Below are 26,608 nucleotides of genomic sequence, written 5' to 3' on the forward strand. Positions count from 1 at the left end.
TACACACTAGAGGGAGTCAATAACATGCGTGTGTGGTGATCATGATAGGTGCAATATCCAATAATCAAAACATGTCCTTTGGACGCCCAGAAAATAAGCTGACAAGTGAACAGTCAGATACCGTCAAAACAACGCTGGCGCAGTTTGACGCTCAAAACCTAAGCGAGGAGGATGCCAAGTCGATAGTGGAAACCTTCAAAGAAGCCGGTATCCAGCCAAGCAAGGCACTGGCCGAGCACATGTCTGAACTTGGGTTCGATGCAAAATCGGTGGGGGAGTTAGCAGGAGTAAAGCCCCCCCGTCACCCACTCAAAGGGCAAGCATCATCAGCTGTTGATTTAGAGCAGGCCGTTGATTTTCTGTCAAAGTCTCTCAAAGAGCAAGACATTGATAGCTTGAATGAAGAACAAAAACAGGCTTTGTTTAGCGAGTTAAAAAGTGAGTTTGGCTTGGAGGAAGGCAGTAGCTTCGTCAAAATAAAAGTTTGATCATTAAATCGAGATGTGTCACATTATTGGATATCTAATGGGAACCATTAGATATCCATAAGCGCTTGCGGGATAGACCTGCTTAGCGCTCAATAAAAACAGCAAGGGGTTTGCTGCTATGACAATGTCACACGATCAAAGATACGATTTTCTCGTATTCATTGGCCGTTTTCAGCCTTTTCACCAAGGTCACTTGGCCGTGGTCAAAGAAGGGCTAAAACGCGCTCAACATCTTATTATTTTATGTGGGTCAGCACATCAACCGAGAACCGTTAGAAATCCTTGGACAAGCGCCGAGCGAGAATTGATGATCCGCGGCTCACTGACGCAGGATGAAAACGCCCGCGTGCATATCGCCCCATTGATGGATACCGTATACAATGACGATGCATGGGTTCGTAATGTACAAACAACCGTGAAGGGTCTCATCACAGCACACCATAGAATGCCACATAAACCAGCCACGGTTGGTTTGATTGGACACAGCAAAGACCAGTCTTCCTATTATTTAAATATGTTTCCTCAATGGGGATCGGTACCTGTTGATAATTTTCAGCAAATTTCTGCAACACCGCTCAGGCAAGAAATTTTTTCAACTCAAGGCGCTGAATTTTTAGACAGCGCGCATAACCAGAAACTGCCTGCGTTTGTAAGGAAAATGCTGAACCAATTCATTAACACTGAAGACTATCAAGCAATCCAAAGTGAACATAATTTCATCGAAAAATACCGTCTGGCATGGCAAAATGCACCGTATCCGCCTACATTCGTCACCGTAGACGCGGTAGTAGTACAAAGTGGTCACATATTGTTGATTGAGCGAAAAGCAAAACCTGGTCAAGGTTTGTGGGCACTACCGGGGGGGTTTATTAACGGCAGTGAAAAACTCCTAGATGCCTGTTTAAGAGAATTAAAAGAAGAAACCAAACTCAAAGTACCAGTCCCAGTTTTAAAAGGGTCAATTAGGCATCAGCAAGTGTTTGATGACCCTCATCGCTCAGCTCGTGGCAGAACCATCACACATGCTTTTTATTTTGATTTAGAGCCAAATAAGGCATTGCCAAAAGTGAAAGGTTCTGATGATGCAAAACATGCCATGTGGGTGCCACTAGCGGAATTAGAACCCTGTAAATTATTTGAAGATCACTATTTCATAATTCAAGAATTAACCGGTATGTAATGTACCCAACATGCAATGGGATAGACCCGCTGCACAGTACGATAGGAGGAACTCCATCATGAACCACATTATTTTAAACGCAGATAGCTACAAAGCATCGCACTTTAAGCAATACCCTGAAGGCACGAGTCAAGTTTCTAGTTATATCGAACCTCGTGGAGGTCACTACCAAAAGGCCGTCTTTTTTGGTTTGCAAATGTTTATTAAATCTTACCTTACTACCCCTTTGACTCACGCTGATGTGGATGAGGCCAAAGAAATTTTAGAGTTACATGGTGTGCCCTTCCATGAGTCGGGTTGGCGACATATTGTAAATAAACATGGCGGCTTGCTGCCCATCAAAATCCAAGCACTACCAGAGGGCTCCGTCGTCCCCATCAGCAATGCCCTAGTACAGGTTATTAATACCGACCCCAAATGCGCATGGCTAACCAGCTATGTAGAAACAGCATTACTGCGAGCAATTTGGTATCCAACCACCGTTGCAACGGTTTCTTATCACTGTAAACAAGTGATTCGGGAATATATGCAAAAGACGGCCGACTCATTAGATGGGTTAGAGTTTAAACTCCATGACTTTGGCGCAAGAGGGGCCACGACTGAAGAAGCGGCTTCGATTGGCGGCGCTGCGCATTTACTTAACTTTATGGGCACCGACACACTCAGTGCAATTGTAGCAGCAAGACGCTACTATGGCGCAAGTATGCCAGGTTTTTCAATTCCGGCAGCTGAGCACAGTACCATTACCGCTTGGGGTAAAGAGGGTGAAAAGCTGGCGTATGAAAATATGCTCAAACAGTTTTCAGGGCCGGGTAAGCTGGTCGCTGTTGTCAGTGATTCTTATGATCTTTGGCATGCGATTGATAACCTTTGGGGTGAAGCGCTAAAAGCGCAAGTGGAGTGCAGCGGTGGCACCCTAGTGATACGCCCCGACAGTGGCGAGCCGGTCAAAGTGGTTACCACCACGATAGAAAAATTAATGGCAAAGTTTGGATACCGGATTAACAGCAAGGGATATCGTGTTTTACCCGATTGCGTGCGGGTGATCCAAGGCGACGGCATTGATGAGGTTGCGATTGGTGAAATTTTACAGGCCATGCAAAGTAAACAGCTCAGTGCAGAGAACATTGCCTTTGGTATGGGAGGCGCATTGTTGCAAAAAATAGATAGAGACACCATGCAATTTGCAATGAAGGCCAGTGCAGTAAAAGTAAAAGGTCTATGGCGTGACGTATTTAAAGACCCAATTACCGATCATGGAAAGCGCAGTAAAAAAGGCCGTTTAGCGGTGGTTGCGGATAAGCAAAAAGGCATAAAAACTGTCCGTGAAAGTGACTTAGGCTACCGAGAAAACTTGCTCCAGACCGTATTCAAAAATGGGCATTTGCTGATTGAGCAAAGTTTTGACGAAATCAAAGCAAATCTGTCATAACGCACACTTACCACGACCAATGGTGTATAGAGTAAACCACCATTGGTCACTTGCCATCAACCTTCAATTCATAAATACTATCTCAACAGCCAGTTCCGGATCTGGCTAGTAGGGCGATTGACGTCCGATATAATAAGTCTATTCATGAAGTAGGATTGACTGAAATGTTAGATAGCCAAGTTTGTCAAAAAGCACGCCTTTCAAGGGATGCCAGATTCGATGGTAAATTTTTTATCGCGGTGAAAACCACCGGGATATACTGCCGCACCGTATGCCCGGCACATCCCCCAAAAGAAGAAAATGTGGAATATTTCACCAGTGCACTGCTTGCAGCCCAATCAGGTTATCGACCATGTCTTAGGTGCCGGCCAGACAGTGCACCAGACTCCCCCGCTTGGCAAGGCGTGGGGGCAACGTTAGATAGAGCCATTAAACTGATTAACCAAGGTGCATTACAACACAGTTCCTTATCCGAACTTTCCAAAAGGCTAGGGGTGAGTGATCGCTATTTACGAAAACTTTTTAATCAGCACCTAGGTGTTTCACCAAAAGCCTATGCGCTCTACCAGCAATGCTTATTTGCCAAAAAATTACTCCACCAGACGAGCTTACCCATTACCGAGGTAGCACTGGCGAGCGGCTTTGACAGCATACGACGTTTTAATGATTGCTTCAAAGATCAGCTCAAGCTCACCCCAACGCAAATGCGAAAGCAAAAAAAGACCGTTAACTCAAAAGTCGTACTGAAACTGTATTATCGGCCACCATTTAACTGGTATCAAATGCAGCAATTTTTGTCTGCAAGACTGATTGAAGGGTTAGAGTGGATCACCCCCAATAGCTATGGGAGAACGATAACTTGGCAAGGCATAGCTGGGCAGTTTACTGCAACCCACCTTGAAGAGCAGCATTGCTTTGAAGTAGAAATCCAATTAGATGAACTAAAAGTACTCAAGCCTGTGGTAAATAATATTCGCCGAATACTGGACTTAGATGCTGATTTAGTTCAGATAGAACAAGATTTAACACGCACATTACCAACTCACATTCAGCTGACTCAAGGGCTTCGTTTACCAGGTGTATGGGCGTTATTTGAAGCAGGGATCAGAGCGATCTTAGGCCAGCAAGTCTCCGTTCAAGCAGCCAGAAATTTGGTGTGCCAACTGGTATCTACATTGGGTGAAGCGGCACCGAATGGGCGATATTTCCCAACGCCAGAAGCCATTGCCCGCAACGAACTCTCTTTTTTAAAAATGCCAGACTCTCGCAGGCAAACCTTAATCCGATTCGCGCAGTATTTCTGTGACGCCAAGGCGCCTGAAACCCCCGATGATTGGCTAGCAATCAAGGGGATTGGCCCTTGGACGGTAGCCTATGCAAAAATGCGTGGTCAAAGCGACCCTGATATCTTTTTAGGCTCAGATTTAGGCGTTATGAAAGCACTCAAAGCACACATTGCACCACCCGAAACGTCATCGGCTACTTCTTCACAATCAGCGCACACATTGTTACCTGACTTAGCATCTCCGTGGCGCAGTTACCTTACTTTTCAGCTATGGAGTCAACTATGAACCTGTACACAGATTACTTTCAAAGCCCACTTGGCTTAATAGAAATAAAAGCCTCAGAAGTTGGCATACGCCAGTTGATTTTCTGCGGTGAGCAGATCTCCCAAACACACTCAAGTGCACTACTTAGAGAATGTAATAAGCAGCTCGATGCATATTTTTCAGGTCGTCTCACACAATTCGACTTGGCGCTAGACTGGCAAGGCACTCCGTTTCAGAAACAAGTGTGGCAGGCGCTCACGGATATTCCATTTGGTGAAAGTATGACTTACCTAGAGCTGGCCGAGCAGCTTAATAACCCCAAGGCAGTACGAGCTGTCGGGGGAGCTAATGGCCGTAACCCAATTACTTTGATTGTACCTTGCCACCGCGTAATTGGCGCCAATGGTAAAATGACAGGCTATGCCGGCGGCGTGATCAGAAAACAGTGGCTACTTGCGCATGAGGGCATTGTAAATGCCAAACCAACTACCCAAGAATTGGCTGAACTAATCAAAACGCGTCAAGCTAAAACTGAGTTTTTACAGTGACCCTATCAACGACGCTGGCAGCGCACTTCGACTCCCTCTAGATCTTGTTTGGAGGCTAATAAAATAAACGACTGTTGATTGCCTGTAAGTCTATCTTTCAGCAGTCGCTGTGCTTGAGCCAATTCTCTTTTAGTTTTAGCAAAGGCTATTTCAACAACAAACCATGGCTGCAAACCCTGATTTGGAGTAAGCTTTTGTACCACCCGTACCACAGGTGTTAAACACTTTGTCGCAGCTAAGGTATTGCGGCCTTGGCTTGATTCAAAAGCCTGTTGTATAGTCACTGCCCATTCATACGCCAGTGCCTGATCTCTAACGCCCGACATTTTAAGTATATAAGTCCGATCACGTGCCTCAGGTTGTTCAACTTCGTTTGATTCAGGTAATGTTGTCCACGTAAAAGCGGCTGATTTTGAGTAAATACTAAAAAAAAGTACCAAAGCACCTATCCATATGACTTGTTCCTTATACTTCACAAATTGCTCCTCAAGTCTTTCTTATCAAACTAATTAAATCATCTTCTAATGAGACACAAGACTGAATTTAGCACTTCCAATCCAACCAAAGAACACCCTGTTATCAAATAATTAACACAAAAAACCTTTAATATAGGAATAAATTATATATATTTATACAATGAAAGAGATATAGTTTATGAATTGGATAGTATTACGTGTCTTTTTATGATGGCCCAAATGACCCTATAAGGTTAAGTACGTATTTTGGCAAAAAAGGAAAAGTTTTCCCAGCTGTCACTCTGATCATACTCGCAGTGTTTTCTCCCCTTGCGATAAAAAACTTCATCATTGGTGAATACCCGCTTGCCACCGCAATTAGTTTGTTCGTCTTAACATTTAGTGTTGACTCCTATGCCCTGCTCAGAGGCAGAAAATTGCCAATTAATGAGCATATCGTGGCCTCTTTAGCCATCCTTGCGGTCACTTTGTCCCTCTTTACCCTTGGAGATGGTACGATTTTTTGGGTTTTCCCTGTTAGTATAATTATGAGTTTTTTATTTCCAATAAAAACCGCGATTGTTTTCAACCTACCGCTCCTTTTGAGCGCAACCATTTATGTTTTGCTCAACTACCAAGTTGCTGATGCAATGCGATTATTTTTTGCTCTACTGATGACCATTACCGTCGTAAACCTTCTTCTTCGACACATAGACTCATTACATGAATTACTAAAGGAAGAATCCAGTAAAGATGCATTAACAGGTGCCCTTAACCGTCGCCAGTTGAACCTATTTTTAAAAGATGCATTGGCCAACAAACTCCACTATCACAATGACTCAACGCTCATTATGATTGACGTAGACCACTTCAAACAAATAAACGACTTATACGGTCATGCTAAAGGAGATGAAGTTCTGATACGCTTAGCTTCGGGGATAAATACACAGATACGCGAAAGCGATCTACTTTTCAGAGTAGGCGGAGAAGAGTTTGTCATACTGCTGCCAAACACAACAGTAGAAACGGCTGAAAAAGTCGCAGAAAAGTTAAGGGCTGCCATCAGGACATCTTCACTCATTAAAGACCACCCGGTAACCGTCAGTCTAGGTATCTGTGCAACAGACGATAATCTCACGCAAACCAAATGGATGAGTTGTGCTGATAAAGCATTGTATGCAGCAAAGCAACGAGGCAGAGACCGAGCATGCTGGTATAATCTGAATCGCGATATAATCGAAGACGTTGCAGCCTAATTGTCCAGTGCACACCACCCCTATGCGAGATGACCTACACGAATAGGCAGTGCTCCCTGCCACTTAGCATCGAAACTCTTGTAGCAATTTTGGTGTGACCAAATTACAATGTTAAAAAACATGTTAAATCATCACCTTTTGGAGATAATTGTTGTATAAATTTGAAGGCGTTAAAACCACTTTGGGCTGCACTTTTGGCCTTGCGGTCTGTTTGCTTGGCGCCCTCCACTTTCAATCGAATTGGCAACACTACAGCACGACAATCAGTCAACTTACCCTTCCAATTTTACTCTTTGCTGCTGGATTTGCAGCACAGTTTAATCGCAGCCGACTCGCACTAGTGTGCTTACTCTGGACCACACTTTTCGCCTCGCAAGCGTACACGCTCCCTTGGTCAGATTGGCTCGATAATAACGCTTCTTGGCAATTACTTTGTGGTGCTATTACGCTTTGGCTAATGTCTTTAATGAAAGACAAAGCGTTGCTTTCTAGACATTTACTATCACGTCTAGTGATGCTCTGCGCAGTTGGGGTTAGTGCGCACTTTTGGCTCATATCCCAAGCCACGGTGAATACATGGCTGGCAAACAACCCTTACGCAAACCAGCTTACGCCATATGTGACTTTTCATGCGCCACTATGGTTAATTGGTATGTTACTTTTTTGGCGCAGCCTCACACAGAAGTGCCTTACGCGCGCAACACTGTTTAGCAGTTTTATGCTGTGGCTTGGCATTCAATTAAATTGGTTAGCGCTGCCGCTTGATATGGTGGTTGTTATCGTCGCATTGGTCTATCTAGTAACCGTCTCCATCGATGGCTATTTCTTAGCGTATCGAGATGACTTAACGGGGTTACCAACCAGAAGAGCTTTGAATCAACTCTCACTGTCACTTGGACGCAAATACACCGTAGCGATGCTAGATATTGATCACTTTAAAAAGTTTAATGATACCTATGGCCATGATATTGGAGATCAAGTGTTAAAACTGGTTGCCTCTAAACTCACCAAAGTAAAAAGTGGAGGCAAAGTTTTCCGCTATGGTGGTGAGGAGTTCACGGTGGTATTCCCAAGCAAAACCTCCGATATCGCGTTGAATGCGCTGGAGCAACTTCGCGAAGACATTGCCAATTACGATATGATTATTCGACAACAAAATCGGCAATCTAAGCAGTCTCGACGAAGTAACCCCCCCGCGGATAGAAAAGTCGTCAATGTCACCGTTTCGATCGGTATTGCGTCGCGCCAAGCCAAACAAAAATTTGAAGACGTCATTAAAACCGCTGATATTGCGCTCTACCGTGCCAAGAAAAAGGGCCGCAATAACGTGAGTGATTAATCGACAAAAATCAGCCATTTCCAGGGCAATAGATAGCATAGTACCTATCTATTGCTATACTCAGGCCATGCTCAGCCTAGCAAAGGACATTTTATGAAGCACATATATTTACTGATGTTATTACTTACTTTCAGCTGTTTCGCCCTCGCAGAAGAAAAAAAAGAGCTTCCGCCTCTTAACCCAGCCTACCAAGGCGAACATGGCATGGTGCTCATGAATCGCGGCTCGAAAATTTATGCCACCAACTTCCCCTCTTATAAGTTACCAGGCGACATTCAAATCGTTTACAAAATAGACAACCCAGATGTGGCATTTTTGAATCTCGTGCGCGACTCTGAACTCATTACTATCAAGCCGAAACCGTTTAATTTACAACGCTTAGAACGCGGTGAAGAAATCACCGTTGTGGCTGATGTTTATGAAGGGCACTATAAAAAAGACGGATTTAAGGTCTACACAGAACGAAGTATCGTATTTAGCGACAAACTTTACTCCAGAAAGATGAAAGATCTCAAACCGTCTGGGCAATGGCAGGAATACGACAGCATAGAGCTCAATAAGACTGAGCGAATTTATGTACATCAAATCACTCAGACACCAAGCTTTAATCATTTGATTTTTGTAGATTTAACCAGTGCCTGCATGCAGAGGTTCAAAACATCCAGTCGCGTGCCAAAAGTCTCTGAATTGATTTACAAGTTTGTGAATTGCGGTACTTTAAAACAGCTTTATTTTGATACTGAAGCCTATCAATAATCACAACGAACAGCAAAGGCAAGCAGGGTTAATGCGGATTAGCCCACAATGCCTTTACTGTCTTTTCACGATTTTTCGAGGCAGGGTAATGATGTACGGGCCCCTCGTCTAGGACACCGTGACAGTGTATTTCTCCACCTAGTTTTTGCGTTACGATATTGTAAACAATGTGCATACCAAACCTCGTTCCACCAGCATTGCGACAGGAGGTATAGAATGGCTCAAAGACTTTACGCTTAGTTTCTTTGCTCATACCGACTCCATCGTCTGAAAACCGTCATTCCACTTTGTCAGCACTTGCTGTCAACTGAATATGAAGACAGCCTTCTCTTTTACCTTGAGAAAACTCATGGCTCACCGCATTTTCAATCAAGTTTGTCAGTCTTTGAGCAATGGCCCCTGAGTAAGTTGATACCACGTCCTCAGTAGGAAAATCCGTCGCAACCTCAATGTTGGTGTGCTTCCATTTCGGTTTTAAACTAGTGAGTATGTCTTCTAATTAGAGGCTTAATTTGATATCACCACGCTTTTCAATGGTTTGGTCAACGGCCACTTGCTTAAAATTCCTAACTAGTTGAGCGGTTCTGGAGAAATTAGACTCCAGCAACGGCATACACTCTCCCATACTCTCTAAAATAATTGCAGATAGCATTTTATCAATCTGTTCTCTTCAAATAGCTGCTGACATGCTTTTAGTTCCTTAACCCATGAAAACTCGCTGTAATACTGCTCCCCGAAGGTGTGTTGCTCACATGGGCAACGCCAAAGACCAAGCGTCCCAATCCAGCTTTTTTCTCTTGTTGTACAAATTGTGCTTGTGTTTGCTTGAGGGTGTTATGAGCCTTTTTGAGTTGTGCAAAAATCAACTCTCGCTTTTCAACAGGCTCGGCATTTGCCAACGCGATAGCAGTATAGTTCGCATTTGTACGTCATGGTTACTAAAAGTACTTTTTGCGAAGTTTTGTACAATGACAAAGCCGAGCATTTTATTATCGAAGGTCAGTAGGTGAGTAAATCATTGACGCGATATTAGCCCCACTCACAGGCGCAGCGACATATTCAACACAATGCGCGAACTCTTCTATGGTGTTAGTCATCATGTCTCTTTTATGCGTAATATTGCGGGCCACCTCAGGTTAGTCAGAGTATACGCAAAGGGCGTCAACTTCTCTCAAGGCGCAATGGCCAACTGACAGTAAACACGCTGGCGAAGTACGTCTAATGTACCCAATTCAAAGATGGATCGCATTGATACAACGAATACTCTCATCCAGTATGGATAACGTACAATATATTGAAAAGAATCTCACTTTGGTGCCATATCAACAGATTGATCTGCGTTAATGAAAGTGACGAGACTTATTATTAAACCCTTGTAGTAGCGCGCTTTCATCAATCAGTCGCCCAGCAATGACGTGGATAACCTCCCCTTCTTTTTCGACAATGCCTTTTACACGCAACAGTTTGGCGCCCAGATATGCTTGTTTTTGTGCTTTTGCCGTGCCAGCCCATACCACCACATTGATATTGCCCGTGTCATCCTCTAGGGTAAAAAATGTCACACCCGCAGCGGTGCCTGGTGCCTGCCGCCCCGTGACGACCCCTACCACCGTGACCAAACTCTTATGTGTTTTACCCGCCAGTTCATTCATACGGGTAAACGGTTCTAACAAGTCCGCTTCGTCTAATAGGGTGATCGGGTGTTTTTTTAAGGTCACACCTGTTGCCGTGTAATCTTCTATAAGATCAGCAAACACATCAGGTGTCTGAGTATGTTGCACTTGTGCTAGTTGCTTTCCATTAAATAATGGCAGATTTGCTTCACTGTTCATGATTTGCCAGCGGGCTGAGTACCTATCACCACTGAAGCTTTGTAATGCATTTGCAGAAGCAAGTCGCTCTAATGTACCCTTATCAATACCAGCCTCTCTCAAACACTGCACACGCTGATAACCCTGCTCCGGCCGTTGCGACACTATCCGCGCAGCCATTTTCTGATTAAACCCTTTGATGAGACGAAAGCCCAATCGAATGGCCCATTCATTCTGATAACGACAAACAAGATGGTCATACTCTGAATGATTAACACATACAGGGAGCACCATTACTTGATGCTGCTGCACATCCTGTAGCAACTGTGAAGCACTGTAAAACCCCATTGGTAAACTGTTCAGTAATGCCGTAACAAACATGGCGGGATAATAGTATTTTAACCATGATGAAGCATAAGCTAGTACAGCAAAAGAGGCTGAATGGCTTTCTGGAAACCCGTATTCACCAAAGCCGCAAATCTGCTCAAAAATACGCTTGGCAAATGCGCTGTCATACCCCCGCTCAGCCATCCCCTTCAAGAGCTTGTCTCTAAACTGCATCAGCTCGCCTGACTTTTTCCAAGAGGCCATAGCACGACGAAGTTGATCAGCCTCACCACCAGAAAACCCCGCCGCGACCATCGCCAATTTAATAACCTGCTCTTGAAAAATGGGGACTCCCAATGTACGTTCTAACACCGCTTTCACGTCATCAGAGGGATATGCGATTTCTTCCTCACCATTTCGGCGCTTTAAAAATGGGTGTACCATATCTCCTTGAATAGGTCCTGGACGCACTATCGCAATTTGAATCACTAAATCGTAGTAGCATGCAGGTTTCAAACGGGGCAACATGCTCATTTGCGCGCGCGATTCAATTTGAAACACCCCAACAGTATCCGCTTTTTGGATCATTCTGTAGACATCGGGATCATCCTGCATGCGCGTTAAATCAGCGAGACTTAACGCTCTCCCAGTGTGTCGCATAACCATATCAAATGCTTTACGTATTGCCGTTAGCATACCAAGCGCAAGTACATCCACTTTAAGTAACTTGAGGCTTTCTAAATCGTCTTTGTCCCATTGGATCACGGTACGTTCTGCCATCGCGGCATTTTCGACAGGCACTAAGTCATGTAAAGGCCCTGCCGAGATCACAAACCCACCCACATGCTGTGAAAGGTGACGAGGAAACCCCATTACTTCATTGACCAGTTCAATAAACTGTTGCCCCTTCATAGAGTCTGGCTCCAAACCTAGCTCAACAATTTGCGCCTGCCAATTCAAGCTCCGATCACGCCGATTTACATTTTTAATAAAATACTCAAGTTGAGACTGAGCAATGCCCAATGCTTTACCTATGTCACGCACTGCACTTTTAAAACGATATGTAATCACGGTTGCCGCAAGGGCTGCACGCTTGCGCCCATACTTTTGATAAATATACTGAATGACTTCTTCGCGCCTTTGATGCTCAAAGTCTACGTCAATATCAGGGGGTTCATTGCGTTCTTTACTAATAAAGCGCTCAAATAAAACCGCCACCTGACGCGGATCGACTGCGGTAATCTCTAAACAATAACAAACCACGGAGTTGGCAGCGGAACCACGCCCTTGATACAAAATTCCCCGGCTTTTGGCAAACATGACGATGTCATAAATTGTCAAAAAAAAGTAAGGGTAATCAAGCTCCTCAATTAAACTTAGCTCTTTCTCGATGGTGTTTTCGATTTCTTTCGGAACCCCATCAGGAAACCGCAGGCGCTTACCTTGCTCAACCAAAACACGTAAATACTGCATGGCTGTTTGTTCTGCTGGTACCAGCTCACTTGGGTATTGATACCGCAGTTCATCTAAATCAAATGCGCAACGTTTCGCAATGCGCTGTGATTCATCCAGCCAGCTCGGTTGAAACAGCTTTTCTAATTTAACTTTGGGGCGCATCGCGCGCTCGCTGTTTGCCAGCAAGTGCGACTTAATCTGGTCCACGGCTTGATTATGACTAATCGCGGTAAGCGTATGCTGCAAACGCAACCGGGTTGGTGAGTGCATGAGTACTCCCCCTACAGCACAAATGGGTAGGTTCCATAGTTTTGCGTGTACTTCACAGTGAGCAACATAACGTTTATCTTGATTATCAAGCCGCCGTTGTATACCAATCCATGTGCGCGCATAATGATAACGTGATAACCACTTTCCCCAATCACCATCTATTTTGTTGCCTGCTGGCAGCCAAATTATAAAGCAGTGACGCAATGACATTAGATCCCACTTTTCAAGTGTATAGCTTCCTTTGCTACTGCGACGCCGCGCATTGCTGATCACTCGGCATAACTCACTATAAGCTGCATGGTCAGGACAGATTAGAACGACTTCTAGGTCTTCAAAGCGAAGTAAGCTACCAATTATCAGCTTGATACCCAGTTGTTCACTTTTGATCAGAGAGTGCGCTCTTACTACTCCAGCTAGCGAACATTCATCTGTGATTGCCAAAGCTGAATAACCCAAAAAATGCGCTTGCCTAACCAACTCTTCAGGTCGGGAGGCGCCATGCAGAAAAGAAAAGTTACTCTGGCAAAATAGCTCGGCATATTGCATCAACTAAACACCCCGTGCAAATACCAATGCTGCAACCTATCTCTAAATACCCACAACCAACGTTTAGATCCATCTTGAGCAATAAAATAGTCTCGCTCTATTTCATGACCATCCCACCAGCCAGTACAAATACGCTCCGGCCCGTGTACCAAGGTAACAGGCTGTTGAAGTGGTAAAATCTGAGGCAGTAATAAGTTGGGTCGCAGCATCGGCGTTGGCCTTAATGATGCAGTGCTACTGGCTCTAGAGGTCAAAGGGGGGCACTGTGATGTTGCTAACTCGGGACGAGCATCGGGACGAGGCTCGATACCTTGCACCGCTTGCGTACCGAGCTTTGCCTGCAGCACTGCCACGAGTCCTGCTGCAGTCATTGTCCCACAACGCTCGCTAAATAGATCTGAGCCTATTTCGTCAGGTTCGCAAAACTCCGTCACCGACAAAGCAATACTCTGTAATGGTGCAGCGAGCTGAGTTCTTTCAAGGACCAACAGGCATAAACCCTGCCACTTATCAGCACGGTATTCACCTTCGGCACTGCCGATGTCTAAATGCAAGGCCTCACAATCTCGCTGTACTAATGTAAACTGAATTGACTTCGTCAGCTTATTACGCAATTTTAAAAACTGTTCTAGTTGGATCAGAAGCTTTAACAACGGCTTTGCTACCCAGTCTAAGTTTTCCAATTCATATAACAATGTCAATTGCCTTTCAAAAACTTCTGGGGGCTGATAAAACGTCACAGGGTGATGTAATTTTCCCCTTAACCGTCCAACATAATGTACCAACTCAGTATCAAAACGTTTACCTAATTCAAGCATAGGGATCGCTAACAATGCCTGTAGCGACTTTATACCAACCCGCACTAATCCTTGCAGCTGTTTATTGGGCAGTGCTAACGCACTGATAGGTAATCGTCCAAGGTGATACTCTAAACGCTCACGATCTGCACAAAGCATATCAAATTGAGCTTCTGCAAGTAATTGCGCTGCTAAAGGAGAGTAACCAAGACTAAAGTGATAGCATACATTTTGTACATGTAACCGAGCCTGTATCGTTTGCCAATATTCTGTAATGTCACGATACATCGTTAACATGCCTGAGACCTTGAGCAACAAACCACAAGCGCCTGATAGATGGATCTCCGCAGTGCTTAAATATAGCCACTGCGCGAGCTCGACCAAACGTTGCGCAGTTTGCGCTTTATCATATTCGTGCACACATAATGACGAACACGTGGCCGCGGCGGCTCCCAGTCCCATATCCAACCGAATACCCGCCTGATGAGCCTCGAAATTCAGTTGTACAACTGAATGACCACGACCCGCCACAATAATTGTAGGTTGCTGTAATGAACGGTCATGATACAGACTGTCTAATTGTAATTGCGGGAAATGCAAATAAAGCCACAATGCCATAACTCACCTATTTGCTTGCTGCAAAGCCTGCGCTATCGTCACCACCTGCGCACTTTTCGAGGCCTTACTTTGTGATGTCAATTCAGGCCAATTCGACGACATATCCAAAATAAAATCAGGTTTGGCCCATCCTCCACGGCGCTTGGTAATCTGCACTGTTAAGCCCAGATCATGCGGCATCAACTTTAAACTCAAGCATACGGGAAGAGAAGCTGACTGCTTGATATCGCTGCGCAATAGACAAATTAGTCCCTGTCCGGTTTGTGCGGCCAGTTGTAAGCGTTTAACTTGATGTATTTCTAAATCACCATGCCATAATAAAACGCTGTCGCAAGCACCACTTTTTAAGCACTGCTCCGCAGCCCACAGAGCCTCTTGTGGCGAATTAGGCGTGATAACTAAAAACCGCCCAGTGTCGACCCCTTGATGGAAAAGCGCATGCGCATTCAGCTGTGCTGGGGGGTGAATAACCGCACACATTCGAGTTTGTCCACGTAGGTAAGGCAATAATAACCGGAGCTCACCAATGCCTGCTTGACTTTGAATATCCACAACACCTTGCTTTGGAAGCCCGCCACGCAACTGCTTATCAAGATCGTCAAATCCTGTGCTGACGGTTTCATATGCCTGACGAGAAACCGGCGCATTTTCTGTCCCCTGCCACACTAGGTTCTGATGCTGTAAAAAATCAATTAAATTGGCCATAACACACACTTTACTGTATACATATACAGTATTATAGATCAAAATCAAAAGTGCAAGCATGATCTACGCGTGATCGTTCAAAGTCGCTGTAGCAAGCTGTATTAAAGAGAGACATGGTCAATACTTGGAGTAACTTGGAGGTGTAAAATGTGTGGCAGACTCAATATTACTGACGACCCTTTCGTAATCCAGATCTTACTCGATTTAGGCATCAAGCACCCGCATGAGCACGTTCATTTTGGTCGCTTTAAACGTGCCACAGATACCATCAGTATCGTCCATCAGGATCACGGTAAACGCCGTATCAGTAGTGCAATATGGTGGCTATTACTGACGCAAACCCAGTGTGGGTTTAAACCCTCCAAATACACCTCTTTCAACAGCCGATACGACAAACTTCATGTGCAAAGCAGTGCAGCCTACAGGCCATTCAGATATAGCCGCTGTATTATTGTTGTGAAAGGGTTTGGAGAAACCCAGTTCCAAAATGGCAAGCCCTTGCACTACCATGACTTTATCGCAAAAAATAATGCGCTGTGTTTAGCAGGGTTATACAAACACTGGCAACACCCTATCTCCGGTAAGTCCGTGCTTTCTTGCTCAGTAATTACACTACCACCGCACCCTAAACTCCGCCCTTACCACGACAAGGCAAGCCCAATGATGCTTCCGCAAGACCCTGAATTATTGAATAGCTGGTTAGATGATAGGCACCACGAAGTAGCTGAATTTACGCATTTATTGGTACCTCATCTGTATCAAACTCTTACAGTACAAAAAATTGACAAACCAAGTTGCCACAACCCCATCGCACATTCACATGTTTTAATACATGATTAATGCACGTACGTTACACTCGGTAGTGGGTTAAAATCCCATCCAGCTCGATTGCCAATTGCTCTAGCTGTGCAGCCCGCTCATCAATTTCTCTGCCACGAGACAGGTTGTTACTGGCCTCCTGGCTTATTGCAGAAATTGAATGGCTAATTTGTAATACTGTATCAGATTGCTGCTTTGACGCCGCGGCCACCTGTGTATTCATTGCCGCAATTTGCGAGATGGCTTCGGTGACATCATCCAGTGAAGCCTTTGCTTGTTCAGACGTATCGGCATTACTGACACTTTGAGATTGACTCTGTTTAACTCGACCTTGCGCCTTCTGGACGCCCGATTGCAGGCGTTTAATCATATCTTCTATCTCACCTGTCGCCTTTTGCGTGCGTATCGCAAGGCCACGCACTTCATCAGCAACAACGGCAAACCCTCGTCCGGCCTCTCCCGCTCGTGCAGCTTCAATCGCCGCATTCAATGCCAATAAGTTTGTCTGTTCAGCAACAGATTGGATCACATCTAGCACACTGCCAATTTTGGCACTTTGATTAGATAAAACGGCCATCATCTCCCCCACAGAATCCATTTCGGAGGCCAGTTGTTGAGAGATCATCGCACATTGTGCAACCAAGTCATTGGTATTATCGGTCAAGCTATTTACTTGTTGGGTTTGTTCTGAGGTTTTCAGTGCACTATTTGCCACTTCCTGCACAGCTTGCTGCATCTGCGCCCCTGCTGCAGCTGATTGCTCACAATCTAAGGATTGTTGATTAACAGTACTGATCAATGCACCCATGCGCTCTGACAATAGGATAGACATTTCTTTTAGCGTATGCGCACTGCCGAGCATGTCACTAAAATTGCCTTGTAAACGCCCAACCAATCGATTCACCGACTCACTTAATTCACGGATCTCGGCATCCCCTTTCTCTGGCGCACGCAAACGAAAGTCATTATTATCCGCGATGTCTCTGATTGCGTTACTGGCCGCTAAAATTGGTTGTGTGACTCTGGTCGCAATAAATATACCGATCAGTGTCGCTAACACCCCGGCAATTAAAATAAATACCAATGCTGATTGCATAATCGATAACTTCAAAGATGAAATCATCGCGAAGGCTTCTGCGTAGTCCACTTCGCTAACAATCGCCCAGTTTAACCCCTCAATACTTAAAGGGGCATAAGCGGAAGCAACAGCCACCGAGCGATAATCATCGAATATGGCAACCCCCGACTCTCCTTTGAGTGCAGCCCGTGTACCTGGTGAGTCTACTTCTAAAATACCCACCGTGGTATCTTGCTGCTTTATTTGAGCAATTGTCTCGGACGAAACATTATGTGCCGAGAGCATAGCTAAAAATTGCCCTTTGTCTTCAACAAAAAAACGGCTGTTGGTCAGTAATTTTCGCGATTGATTCACCACATATATCTCACCTGACTCACCTAGCCCTTGTGCTTTCCACTGCCCTGAAAACGTCAGCATTTTATTGATTTCATCAATTGGAAGTTGGAATACAAGTACTCCCAATAACGTCCCATTCTTTACAATTGCGGAGCTAATAAAACCAGCTGCGGCATTGTATGATGGCAGATAAGGCGCAAAGTCAATAAAGTTTCCTTGACGTATCGTTTGTCGACTTGCAACTTCAAAGGCCCGAGCTAAACCTGAATCACTAAACGGGCCTTGTGTGAGAGACGTCGCAAAGTCCACTTCTTTAAATACTGAGTACACAACCTCGCCTTCAGGATTCACAATAAAGATGTCATAAAAACCAAACTGTGATTGAAAATCACGTAACGCCCCATGGTACTTACTATGGACCGTATCATATTGATTTTTATGCGAAGAGGTTAACAACTGATCTTTGTTACCGAGTGGATGCGGATTATCAGCAATATACTTTGCCTGCAGTGATTTTGCGCGATCAGATAGCTGGGAAAATAACCGAATTGCCTCTCCCTTTTGCTGGGGGCTTTTATCGGTTAAAACAGGTTGGAATTGCGCCTGATAATAGCTTTTTAATGCTGTTAGTTCGCTTTCATTGACAGGCCCAATGTTATTATATGCGGCATTAAAGGCGTTGGCTGCATCTATCACCATGGTTGAATGTGCTAACGTGATCGCCTGTGACTGCATCGTCTCGAAATAACCTTCTACTTGATTTTGCATCGCATTTCGTCTCGATATCAGGTTATTCTCAACCTCTTTAGACACCGCAGCTTCACCTTCTTGATAAGCGATCAAGCCAATTGCAAAGCACGCTATCAATAAAGGCACCACCGCAAGTAATATTGAGACAATGCTCAAACGTGTTTTTAACTGCACTTCAACTCCTAATTACCTGTTTAATGATCACCACTTACAATGTTGTCAACATCAAGCGCACGACGCAGTACTAAATCTCTTAGCATGCAATTTCTGACTTTTAATTATTTGTCTATAAGAGAACAAAAAACAACCTTAAAAACCCATACAAAACTATTAATTGATGAGAAGCATAAAAATAATGCTCAATAAATTATTCACACTACCGACAAATAAATAGAAAAATACAACTAATTAAGGAAAGGAATATGAAAATTAAGTCTTTGATATTAATATTATCGAGTATTTTTGCCGCTCAAGGACAGGCGCAGGTCATCGAAAAACTAGATTTTGAACACTCAATTGACAATGTAGAGGTCAATGACGGTGATGTCACAGAGGTGGTACAAACCAATGTGGATCCTATCTCCGACAGTTATAGTTTAAAGGTCAGTGCACTCAGCCACTTCGAAATAAAACGCGCTTTTGAACTCAACACCACGTTAGCGAACCCAACGCAGTTTACAGTCAGTTTTGATGTCAAGCTGCCAAACATTCAACAATCACATTATCAAGGTATCACCCCCCTCTACACCGCTTTAATCGTCGAGTTTGAAGATGGTAGTCAAGTGCAAGTATATACTTCTGAGGCAGATAAAATTAGCCAACAGCCTGATAGTGTTCATTCATTCGACGTTGCAACAACATTACCTAGCCAAAAGCATATTAAGCAGGTAACAGCTTACTGGAGCATGCATTTATTAGATGAGATGCCCGTACTTTTTGACAACATCGAGGCCCAGCTTACGACCAATTCAGAGCGCCGCGATACAGTGGTCCAACACTTCTTAATGGATGACACAGCACCAACAACGATTGAGCAGCTGCAACAGTATTTTAGCGGCAATATCATCCTAACAAATGAACACTCAGACCAAAACATCCCCAGTTTACAAATCAAGGCAGACCATCAAGGCCGATATCGTTCTAAATTTGAACTGAATAACCTGCCCATTGTGCACACAACCCCCAATTATATTGTCACGCAATTACAGTTGCATAACCCCAGTGACGAACCCGTTGACGTTCAGCTTACTGGTCAAGCCTACTTTATGCGCGAGCTGGTTGGACAAGCTAATACAAGTAGCCGATACAACACATTGACACTGACAGCCAACGCGCGTGAAACCGTACCATTAATGCTTGATTTCAGTGATGATTACGATACATCAGGCATATCATCAATGTACTTTGACATTGAAGCCACACGTTCGATATTGATTGAAGCAGTCAATGTTTATACTGCGCAGACGCGCTCGAATGGCGCTTTCTACCAAGCGTATAATAACTATGAATCAGGCCTCATTGATTTCACGACACGTTATCCTGCAGAAGTCTCCATCAACCTTGAAAACAATGGGCAATTTAACGACTCGCAAGGCCTGACGCTCGCGCTTTCTCCGTGGCGACAAGCAAGTCATTCATATTTTTTCCCATGGAGTGATAGCCGCTTTGCCACACAAATACAAACTCAGCTAGATCTTAATATTACCGAAGCCACTTTTGGGAAGCCCTTGCAAGTATGCACCGATGTGTACTACAGAACAGGCACAAAAGACTCATTTTGCGAAGCGCGAACACTCGGTAAGGGTAGCTACCAAGTTAATAAACTCTATTCATTGAATCCCCACAAACCACTCCATCGCTTACTGGTTAGAGTGCGATCGTTTAGTAGCGCACCCGCTACGGTGACGATAGATAATTTCTCTCTGAAGTATTGGCAACCGCCGATCGATTAAAGGCCTGTGCATCTAAGTGCCCTAACGCAGGTAGGCAGAAAAAAAAGCGGAGCAATTGGCTCCGCTTTTTTCATGCAAATTTCAAATGTGTAGAGCATGACACTGCTTTCTGTGTGGTGCCCCCCACACCTATCCACATAAATGCTGTTTTCGCAAAATTTATACACCCAAATACGGGGGTACCCTCTGCTTTTACTATTTAAATTTAATCAACAATAAACAGCTTTCTACGAAAACCACACCCTATGAATTAGATAGTCAGTAAATATATGCGGAAAATACATTTACGCGCTAAAAATAGCTAAGTTCGGGTACAAGTTCAAGCAAACTTAGTACAAATTAAGCAAAAGTATGCAATTATAAATAAAATCATAAACCAACTACATTTCATAGACTTAAAACAATCACACAAACGCATTTAATGATGCTAATAATACACTGTACATATATTTGCCATCATTTTGACAACGGAGTTTCATTTTTGGGGAATACACTCCATCGCGTTCAAGTTGGAAGAACAAAAACAGTTAATTTGGGCTGTTCATTTATTCACAAGGAGGGAGAAACACAATAAACCCACAGGAATCATGATGAAATACACAAAAGTTGCGCTCACAACATTCGCCATACTTAGCATTGCGTCCACTGCACAAGCGGCTCCTGAAGTACATTACACTCAATGCCAATCTGTATTTAGCTACCAAACAGCAAGTTACCAAGGTACCACCAATAAAAATAACAATGGCAATCAATGGTGCTATTTGCAACAAGCAATAGATGGCAGTTCATGGGGCAATGTTCGCACAGAGACCATTCCAACATTTAAAACCGTGACTGGTAAGGTGTGTAACACTCCTTCTCAATATCAGGGCGAACATTTTTATGGCTGTTCAACGGCAAACCACAGTGCACCTTGGTGCTATGTGGATGATCAAGGGAATTGGGAAGAATGCGCTAACATAGAAAGCGAGCCGTTACCAAAACATACTCACCCTCAAGCAAGTCAGCGATTGGACCGAGTTGCACTGGGCTCCTGCTTCAAAACCAAAGGGGATATGCCTCAAGCCCTTGCTAAGCTCATTTCTCATCAGCCTGATTTATTTTTATGGCTCGGCGATAACATTTACGCCGACACCACAAATATGGGTACAATGCGCCAAAAATATGATGATAAGAAACGTAATATTGATTACCAAAAGTTCCTTGCAGCTAACATTCCAGTGATGGCAACTTGGGATGATCATGATTATGGCGCAAATAATGATGGAAAACACTATCCCCAGCGCGTCAACAGCCAAAAGGAGTATTTGCGCCACTTTGATGTACCTGCTGATGATCCGAGATTGCATGGTCAGGCAGGCATCTACGAAGCCAAAATGCTTGGCCCAGCCAACGAGCGCACACATGTAATCACCCTGGATGCCCGTTATTTTCGCTCCCCAACCTTTGATAATTACGGAACATGTGAAGGAAGTGATACTACAATTTTGGGCACAGAGCAGTGGCAATGGCTTGAGAAACAACTAGACACCCCATCAGAGATCAAATTGATTGCCAGTGGCATTCAAGTCCTGCCTCCACTCTATCAAGGGCGCAGCAAAAACAAATACTGTGCTTATGGGGATGGCAAAGAATTTGAACAAGCCATCGCCGATATGGCTGAATCGGATATGTCTGGTACGAGTTACGAATCATGGGCAGAGGTCCCATTGGAGCGCGCCAAGTTATTAAGGCTAGTCCAGAAGTCAATCAACAGCGGTAAAACCAAGGCGGTAATTTTCCTTTCCGGTGATCAACATTGGGGTGAGCTACTTAAAAAAGAAATTCCGACCAGCGTACAGTATGGTAAAGCCGTAACCGTTTATGAAGTCACAGCATCAGGGTTTGGCCAAAATTGGCCATACCATATTGAAAACCCATTAAGACTGCCTGTCTATGCCGACAAAAAAGGAGATGGCCAATATACGCAACAATGTCAGTTCCCTTTTACCTACGGTGTCACAACGTATCGCGGCTGCATCACAAAAGATCACGACCAACCATGGTGTTATACTCAAGTGGATGATAACGGCAGGGGTGTCAATGGTGAGTGGGGTAACTGTGCACCAAATGGCGCCAGAATCCCAAATGGGCAAGTTGGCACTGTCAGCAGTAATATTGCTAACTTAACGACCAGTGACAGACATCTCATTAATAAATCAGGCAGTAACTATGGCATGGTGGATATCGATTGGGGAAAACAGACCATCAAACTATCGATTCAAACCACCGAGGAAGAGGCGGTTTCTACCATCGTCAATTTTTAGTGTCAGTAAAGCGTGCCCTTAAATGCGCACGCTTTTTACTTTGTGCTAAACGTTTTCGGTTCTTTGCGCGACCTTATACAGCCACATGGCCGCTAAGCTTGCTGCCACCATGACAATAAATAACAGAGTACCACTTGCAAAATCGAGGATTAAGCCACCGACTAATGGTGCCAGTGCGAACCCTAATGAGCACAGTCCAGCAGCGCCAAAGTAACTGGCTTTTAAATGTGTTGGTGCCATTCTATCGATATGAATATTAATATTTGAGAATAAAATTGCTTCACTTAAGCTCAGCACAGCGACACATATTATCCATGCCCAAAAACTGTTTACGTCTGCAAACGCCATCATTAATTGTGACAAGGCCAGCACACCGCCACCAGCAAGCAAACGGGTTTGAATCGACCAGCTTTTCATTAGATGTAGCAGTGGAAATTGGCACACAACGATAATCAATGAATTAGTGACGATAAGGCTTGAAATTAATAACGCGAGTTCAGGTACTTGTGCCCGCGTCAGATACTGGATCAGACTTGAGTCTCCCTGCCCAAAGACAAGATAGACTAAAAAAGTCGCCATCAATGCCCATAAAAATGGGGTATCTTGGCGCAGTAATGCAAGCCATTGACGAAAGTGAGGCACATTGGCTTTTATTTGTTTAGCAGGACGTTTGGTATTGGCTTGATGCTGCTTGAGCAGTAGCGCGAAAAATAACGCTAGATAGGCAATGGCAGTGTAGACAAAGCTAAACTGCTCCCCATTTAAACCCGCCCACAAACCAAATAATGGTCCAAGTGCAGCGCCCACATTGACGAGAAAATAGAGCAAATGTAACGCAAGCTCTCTATCGTCATCGCGTGCCAATTCATCACTTAATAAGGCTTTACTTGGCGCATCCCAAAGTGTTCTGGGCATACACGCAAAGAAAACAGCCAAACAAAAGCTCCACAGCTGTTCTGCAACAGCCAATGCGCTAAACGCCAACACTCCAACAATCACCGCGGCGTAAAGCACTTTAAAGCGACCAAATCGATCGGCTAAGTTGCCCGTATAAAATCCTAATAAAACCGCAAACGTCGCGCTGCCAGTCAGCAGCACACCTACTTCAGTCGCACTCAATGAAAACTTGGTGTATAAAATCACAGCCAAAAAAGGCCAAACCATGTAGTAACTTGCTCTTACGAAGAAGTTCCCCACTAGCATGGTCCAAACGAGAGGCGTAAAGCGAGTGACTTGTGTTGAAAAGTGCGTCAGTTCCATCTTAATATCCTGCTTTATTGTTTTAGTAGCGCCAAGCGTAAAACCTAAACCTAACTTGAGGTAAAGCGTTTTTTATTTTTAGCCAAATTATCTCATTGCTATCTAAAATATTACATTCGGCTTTTCACTTTATTAGTTGCCTGCGCCGTAGCGGGATCATCGGGCCAAAAGTGCTTGGGGTAACGCCCTTTCATTTCTTTTTGCACTTCTCGGTAACTCGTCTGCCAAAAATGCGCTAAATCCTGTGTTAATTGCAAAGGCCTTTGCGCCGGTGATAGTAACTCGAGCAACACAGGTAGACGCCCTTCGCATAAAACTGGGCTATCGCGCATACCATAAACTTCTTGCATCTTCACCGCTAGCCGGGCTGGTCCTTGCAACTGATAATGCACTCGAATATTAGATCCACTTGGTACAGCAATCCGTTCTGGAAAAAGCGTATTTAATCGCTGTTGCTGTTGCCAATCAACCCGTGCAAGCAATGCCGCTTTAAGGTCCAACTTTTTTAGCTGAGTAAACTGTTTAATATCATTGAGGTATGGCATTAGCCACCCTTCCAAGTCCTGCAATAAATCAACTTCGCTACACGGGGAGAACTCAAGGGGATAGAGCTTCGCGGCTAATTGCAAACGAATCAATAACGACTCACAGTCATCAATTCTATCAAAGACTTTTAACCCTTGTTGTCGCACAACACTCAGCCACGCCTTACTCCTAGCGGCTTGATCTAATGGCGTGCTACAAGGTTTTTCAGAGACCACCCACTGGCCAAGGTAAACTCTGTCTTGATGAATAAATTGGCTATGTTTTTGGTCAAACTCGCAAATCGTTTTTTCACTGAATAAATGCGGGAGTACTTCTGCTAGCAGTTCAGGCATAAACGCCGTTGCACTGAAAATAGCCTGTCCTTTGTGGCCACCTAATTGTGCAATAGCTAAAAAAGCAGTATCTAACCAATACTCATTGTGCGCTTGAACACCTGCACCATTGGCTAATACAAAACCTTGCCCTCTGCGTTTAGCCAACCTGTCTGGGTATGCCAACGCAACAACGATAGCCAAGTGTTCAACAGCGAGCTCTGTACCATCATCGTGCACTTGTGCCCGTTTGCACCAATATTGTAACTGCTTTTTAAATTGTGGAGGCGACTGATTGTGTAATTGCTGGACTGCGACGCTGAGCTCAGGTGAGCTCTTTACTTTACTATCTAGCATTGCCATAAAATAGCATGCTAAGCGCGTGATACCTGAAAATCTTGACTCAAGTTCTTGCACCTTGAGTAACATATGGGCATATCTGGGCTCACTCCCGAGCGACTGCATTTTTGCACCGAGCGGCTGCAATTTACCCGCCTCATCAATCGCTTCTAATTCACTCAATAGTTGTTCAGCCTGATGACACTGTGCCGGAGTTGGCCTGTCAAGCAAAGGTAATTGTGCAAGGCTGGTTCCCCAAACTTTCGCCTCTAAGATTAAACCACTGATATCAGAGCTCAAAATATCTGGTTTATCATGGGCATCTCGCCTTTCAAACTGCTCTTTACTACCTAAACGATATACCACACCGGGTTCTATTCGACCCGCCCGGCCCGCTCTCTGAACAGCGGAAGCACGGGAGATCGAAAGTGTGGCAAGCTCAGTAACACCGGTACGTAGATTGAATACACCGGCACGACGTTTACCGCTGTCAATCACCACTCGGATCCCTTCTATGGTCAAGGACGTCTCAGCAACATTGGTCGTTAGGACCACTTTCCTCTGTCCAGCTTTTGCAGGCGCAATGGCAGCTTGTTGGCTTGCTTTACTTTGATCGCCGTATAGCGTACATAACTCAATATTGGCACTTTGCGCAATCTCAGGTTGAAGTGCGTCCGCCACATAGCGGATCTCCTTTTGACCTGGTAAGAACACCAAAACACTGCCACTTTCTTCATGCAAAGCCTTGCGTACCATGGGCGCTATTTGCATCAACCACTGACGTTCGTCCTTAAGGGGGACATAACGCGCCTCAATTGGATAACTGCGACCTTGTGAACACACGACAGGACACGCTAAGAACGCTTGATAGCGTTCACTGTCCAAAGTTGCTGACATCACCAAAATCTTTAAGTCTTCTCGCAATGCAGCCTGTGACTCTAGCGCAAATGCCAATGCGGTATCAGCAGCTAAAGAGCGTTCATGGAATTCATCAAAGATTAATAAGTCCACTCCCGTGAGCTCGGGATCTTGTTGAATCATGCGGGTCAACATTCCCTCTGTAACAATCTCTAGTCGAGTACGAGGAGAGACTTTCACCTCTTGACGTATTCTTAATCCCACCTGCTCCCCAACAGCCTCGTTCAATTTTCCTGCCAAGAATTGTGCGATATTTCTTGCCGCTAAACGTCGAGGCTCCAACATCACAATACGTTTAAAGTGTTGATCTTTCATTAATTGCAATGGTAACCATGTTGATTTACCAGCGCCCGGGGGCGCTTGCAGTAACACAGTTTCATGGGATGTGAGTTGTTCAACTAGTTGTGAATAGACTTCTTCTATAGGCAGCACGGTAATACGAGTTCAGTGATATCAACAT

20 protein-coding genes and 1 pseudogene are annotated in these 26,608 nt (G+C 44.5%); 11 read left to right on the forward strand and 10 right to left on the reverse strand.

Features of this window, described 5'->3' with window-relative positions; genetic code table 11:
- Positions 1 to 41 precede the first annotated feature (41 nt).
- The 5 genes from L1286_RS02915 to L1286_RS02935 all read left to right on the forward strand — a co-directional run bounded on the left by L1286_RS02915 (position 42) and on the right by L1286_RS02935 (position 5,198).
- Positions 42 to 488 carry a hypothetical protein gene (locus L1286_RS02915; protein WP_235405421.1) on the forward strand — a complete coding sequence of 149 codons (447 nt, stop codon included), beginning with the start codon at positions 42 to 44 and terminating at the stop codon, positions 486 to 488.
- A 118-nt stretch (positions 489 to 606) separates the two neighbouring features.
- Positions 607 to 1,668, forward strand: coding sequence for a bifunctional nicotinamide-nucleotide adenylyltransferase/Nudix hydroxylase (locus L1286_RS02920; RefSeq protein WP_235405422.1), 1,062 nt, complete (start codon positions 607 to 609; stop codon positions 1,666 to 1,668).
- Between the two features lie 58 nt (positions 1,669 to 1,726).
- Positions 1,727 to 3,100 (forward strand): nicotinate phosphoribosyltransferase, encoded by a 1,374-nt coding sequence (locus L1286_RS02925; RefSeq protein WP_235405423.1) that lies wholly within the window; start codon positions 1,727 to 1,729, stop codon positions 3,098 to 3,100.
- A 164-nt stretch (positions 3,101 to 3,264) separates the two neighbouring features.
- A complete protein-coding gene (locus tag L1286_RS02930; protein ID WP_235405424.1) occupies positions 3,265 to 4,671 on the forward strand; it encodes a DNA-3-methyladenine glycosylase 2 family protein in 1,407 nt (468 codons plus the stop codon).
- Positions 4,668 to 5,198 (forward strand): methylated-DNA--[protein]-cysteine S-methyltransferase, encoded by a 531-nt coding sequence (locus L1286_RS02935; RefSeq protein ID WP_235405425.1) that lies wholly within the window; start codon positions 4,668 to 4,670, stop codon positions 5,196 to 5,198. Before L1286_RS02930 ends, L1286_RS02935 begins: the two co-directional genes overlap by 4 nt.
- A gap of 5 nt (positions 5,199 to 5,203) precedes the next feature.
- Here the strand turns inward: L1286_RS02935 and L1286_RS02940 are convergent, their stop codons facing one another.
- A complete protein-coding gene (locus L1286_RS02940; RefSeq protein ID WP_235405426.1) occupies positions 5,204 to 5,674 on the reverse strand; it encodes a hypothetical protein in 471 nt (156 codons plus the stop codon).
- A 197-nt stretch (positions 5,675 to 5,871) separates the two neighbouring features.
- On the opposite strand from L1286_RS02940, the gene L1286_RS24205 reads away from it, so the two are divergent.
- The 3 genes from L1286_RS24205 (at position 5,872) to L1286_RS02955 (ending at position 9,004) form a co-directional block, all read left to right on the forward strand.
- The gene (locus L1286_RS24205; RefSeq protein WP_235405427.1) at positions 5,872 to 6,909 is read left to right on the forward strand and encodes a GGDEF domain-containing protein; all 1,038 of its coding nucleotides are present in this window, start codon (positions 5,872 to 5,874) and stop codon (positions 6,907 to 6,909) included.
- Positions 6,910 to 7,060: 151 nt separating this feature from the next.
- Positions 7,061 to 8,248, forward strand: a complete 1,188-nt coding sequence (locus L1286_RS02950; RefSeq protein WP_235405428.1) for a GGDEF domain-containing protein — start codon at positions 7,061 to 7,063, stop codon at positions 8,246 to 8,248.
- Positions 8,249 to 8,341: 93 nt separating this feature from the next.
- Positions 8,342 to 9,004, forward strand: coding sequence for a hypothetical protein (locus L1286_RS02955; RefSeq protein WP_235405429.1), 663 nt, complete (start codon positions 8,342 to 8,344; stop codon positions 9,002 to 9,004).
- Positions 9,005 to 9,032: 28 nt separating this feature from the next.
- Here L1286_RS02955 and L1286_RS02960 read toward each other — a convergent pair.
- From L1286_RS02960 to imuA, 6 genes and pseudogenes are all read right to left on the reverse strand, one after another.
- Positions 9,033 to 9,266 (reverse strand): annotated as a pseudogene (locus L1286_RS02960) (ATP-binding protein); the annotation flags it as partial.
- A 237-nt stretch (positions 9,267 to 9,503) separates the two neighbouring features.
- Entirely contained in the window at positions 9,504 to 9,656 is a 153-nt protein-coding gene (locus tag L1286_RS02965) for a hypothetical protein (protein ID WP_235405431.1), read from the reverse strand.
- 40 nt (positions 9,657 to 9,696) lie between these two features.
- Complete coding sequence (locus tag L1286_RS02970) at positions 9,697 to 9,903, reverse strand: hypothetical protein (RefSeq protein WP_235405432.1); 207 nt, start codon at positions 9,901 to 9,903, stop codon at positions 9,697 to 9,699.
- Positions 9,904 to 10,344: 441 nt separating this feature from the next.
- A complete protein-coding gene (locus L1286_RS02975; RefSeq protein ID WP_235405433.1) occupies positions 10,345 to 13,413 on the reverse strand; it encodes an error-prone DNA polymerase in 3,069 nt (1,022 codons plus the stop codon).
- Positions 13,413 to 14,828: a Y-family DNA polymerase gene (locus L1286_RS02980; protein WP_235405434.1), complete on the reverse strand. Its 1,416-nt coding sequence runs from the start codon at positions 14,826 to 14,828 to the stop codon at positions 13,413 to 13,415. The genes L1286_RS02975 and L1286_RS02980 overlap by 1 nt, the downstream gene beginning before the upstream one ends.
- Before the next feature lie 3 nt (positions 14,829 to 14,831).
- Complete coding sequence (gene imuA, locus L1286_RS02985; protein ID WP_235405435.1) at positions 14,832 to 15,533, reverse strand: translesion DNA synthesis-associated protein ImuA; 702 nt, start codon at positions 15,531 to 15,533, stop codon at positions 14,832 to 14,834.
- A 147-nt stretch (positions 15,534 to 15,680) separates the two neighbouring features.
- Here imuA and L1286_RS02990 point away from each other — a divergent pair, with 147 nt between their 5' ends.
- Positions 15,681 to 16,373 carry an SOS response-associated peptidase family protein gene (locus tag L1286_RS02990; protein WP_235405436.1) on the forward strand — a complete coding sequence of 231 codons (693 nt, stop codon included), beginning with the start codon at positions 15,681 to 15,683 and terminating at the stop codon, positions 16,371 to 16,373.
- A gap of 10 nt (positions 16,374 to 16,383) precedes the next feature.
- Here the strand turns inward: L1286_RS02990 and L1286_RS24210 are convergent, their stop codons facing one another.
- A complete protein-coding gene (locus L1286_RS24210; RefSeq protein WP_235405437.1) occupies positions 16,384 to 18,690 on the reverse strand; it encodes a methyl-accepting chemotaxis protein in 2,307 nt (768 codons plus the stop codon).
- A gap of 248 nt (positions 18,691 to 18,938) precedes the next feature.
- On the opposite strand from L1286_RS24210, the gene L1286_RS03000 reads away from it, so the two are divergent.
- Together L1286_RS03000 and L1286_RS03005 are read left to right on the forward strand one after the other, a co-directional pair.
- Positions 18,939 to 20,468 (forward strand): hypothetical protein, encoded by a 1,530-nt coding sequence (locus L1286_RS03000; protein ID WP_235405438.1) that lies wholly within the window; start codon positions 18,939 to 18,941, stop codon positions 20,466 to 20,468.
- Positions 20,469 to 21,055: 587 nt separating this feature from the next.
- Positions 21,056 to 22,774, forward strand: coding sequence for an alkaline phosphatase D family protein (locus L1286_RS03005; protein ID WP_235405439.1), 1,719 nt, complete (start codon positions 21,056 to 21,058; stop codon positions 22,772 to 22,774).
- 45 nt (positions 22,775 to 22,819) lie between these two features.
- On the opposite strand, the gene L1286_RS03010 is transcribed toward L1286_RS03005, so the two are convergent.
- Both L1286_RS03010 and hrpB read right to left on the reverse strand, forming a co-directional pair.
- On the reverse strand, positions 22,820 to 24,034 hold the full coding sequence (locus L1286_RS03010; RefSeq protein WP_235405440.1) for an MFS transporter: 1,215 nt from the start codon (positions 24,032 to 24,034) through the stop codon (positions 22,820 to 22,822).
- A 110-nt stretch (positions 24,035 to 24,144) separates the two neighbouring features.
- Entirely contained in the window at positions 24,145 to 26,580 is a 2,436-nt protein-coding gene (gene hrpB / locus L1286_RS03015) for an ATP-dependent helicase HrpB (protein WP_235405441.1), read from the reverse strand.
- Between the last annotated feature and the right edge of the window lie 28 nt (positions 26,581 to 26,608).

This window comes from Pseudoalteromonas sp. SMS1 (genome assembly GCF_021530565.1).
Classification (GTDB): domain Bacteria; phylum Pseudomonadota; class Gammaproteobacteria; order Enterobacterales; family Alteromonadaceae; genus Pseudoalteromonas.

Coding starts and splice junctions, on each gene's coding strand:
- L1286_RS02915 (WP_235405421.1), top strand. CDS start 42: ATGATAGGTGCAATATCCAATAATCAAAACATGTCCTTTGGACGCCCA.
- L1286_RS02920 (WP_235405422.1), top strand. CDS start 607: ATGACAATGTCACACGATCAAAGATACGATTTTCTCGTATTCATTGGC.
- L1286_RS02925 (WP_235405423.1), top strand. CDS start 1,727: ATGAACCACATTATTTTAAACGCAGATAGCTACAAAGCATCGCACTTT.
- L1286_RS02930 (WP_235405424.1), top strand. CDS start 3,265: ATGTTAGATAGCCAAGTTTGTCAAAAAGCACGCCTTTCAAGGGATGCC.
- L1286_RS02935 (WP_235405425.1), top strand. CDS start 4,668: ATGAACCTGTACACAGATTACTTTCAAAGCCCACTTGGCTTAATAGAA.
- L1286_RS02955 (WP_235405429.1), top strand. CDS start 8,342: ATGAAGCACATATATTTACTGATGTTATTACTTACTTTCAGCTGTTTC.
- L1286_RS02965 (WP_235405431.1), bottom strand. CDS start 9,656: ATGCTATCTGCAATTATTTTAGAGAGTATGGGAGAGTGTATGCCGTTG.
- L1286_RS02975 (WP_235405433.1), bottom strand. CDS start 13,413: ATGCAATATGCCGAGCTATTTTGCCAGAGTAACTTTTCTTTTCTGCAT.
- L1286_RS02980 (WP_235405434.1), bottom strand. CDS start 14,828: ATGGCATTGTGGCTTTATTTGCATTTCCCGCAATTACAATTAGACAGT.
- imuA (WP_235405435.1), bottom strand. CDS start 15,533: ATGGCCAATTTAATTGATTTTTTACAGCATCAGAACCTAGTGTGGCAG.
- L1286_RS02990 (WP_235405436.1), top strand. CDS start 15,681: ATGTGTGGCAGACTCAATATTACTGACGACCCTTTCGTAATCCAGATC.
- L1286_RS03000 (WP_235405438.1), top strand. CDS start 18,939: ATGAAAATTAAGTCTTTGATATTAATATTATCGAGTATTTTTGCCGCT.
- L1286_RS03005 (WP_235405439.1), top strand. CDS start 21,056: ATGATGAAATACACAAAAGTTGCGCTCACAACATTCGCCATACTTAGC.
- L1286_RS03010 (WP_235405440.1), bottom strand. CDS start 24,034: ATGGAACTGACGCACTTTTCAACACAAGTCACTCGCTTTACGCCTCTC.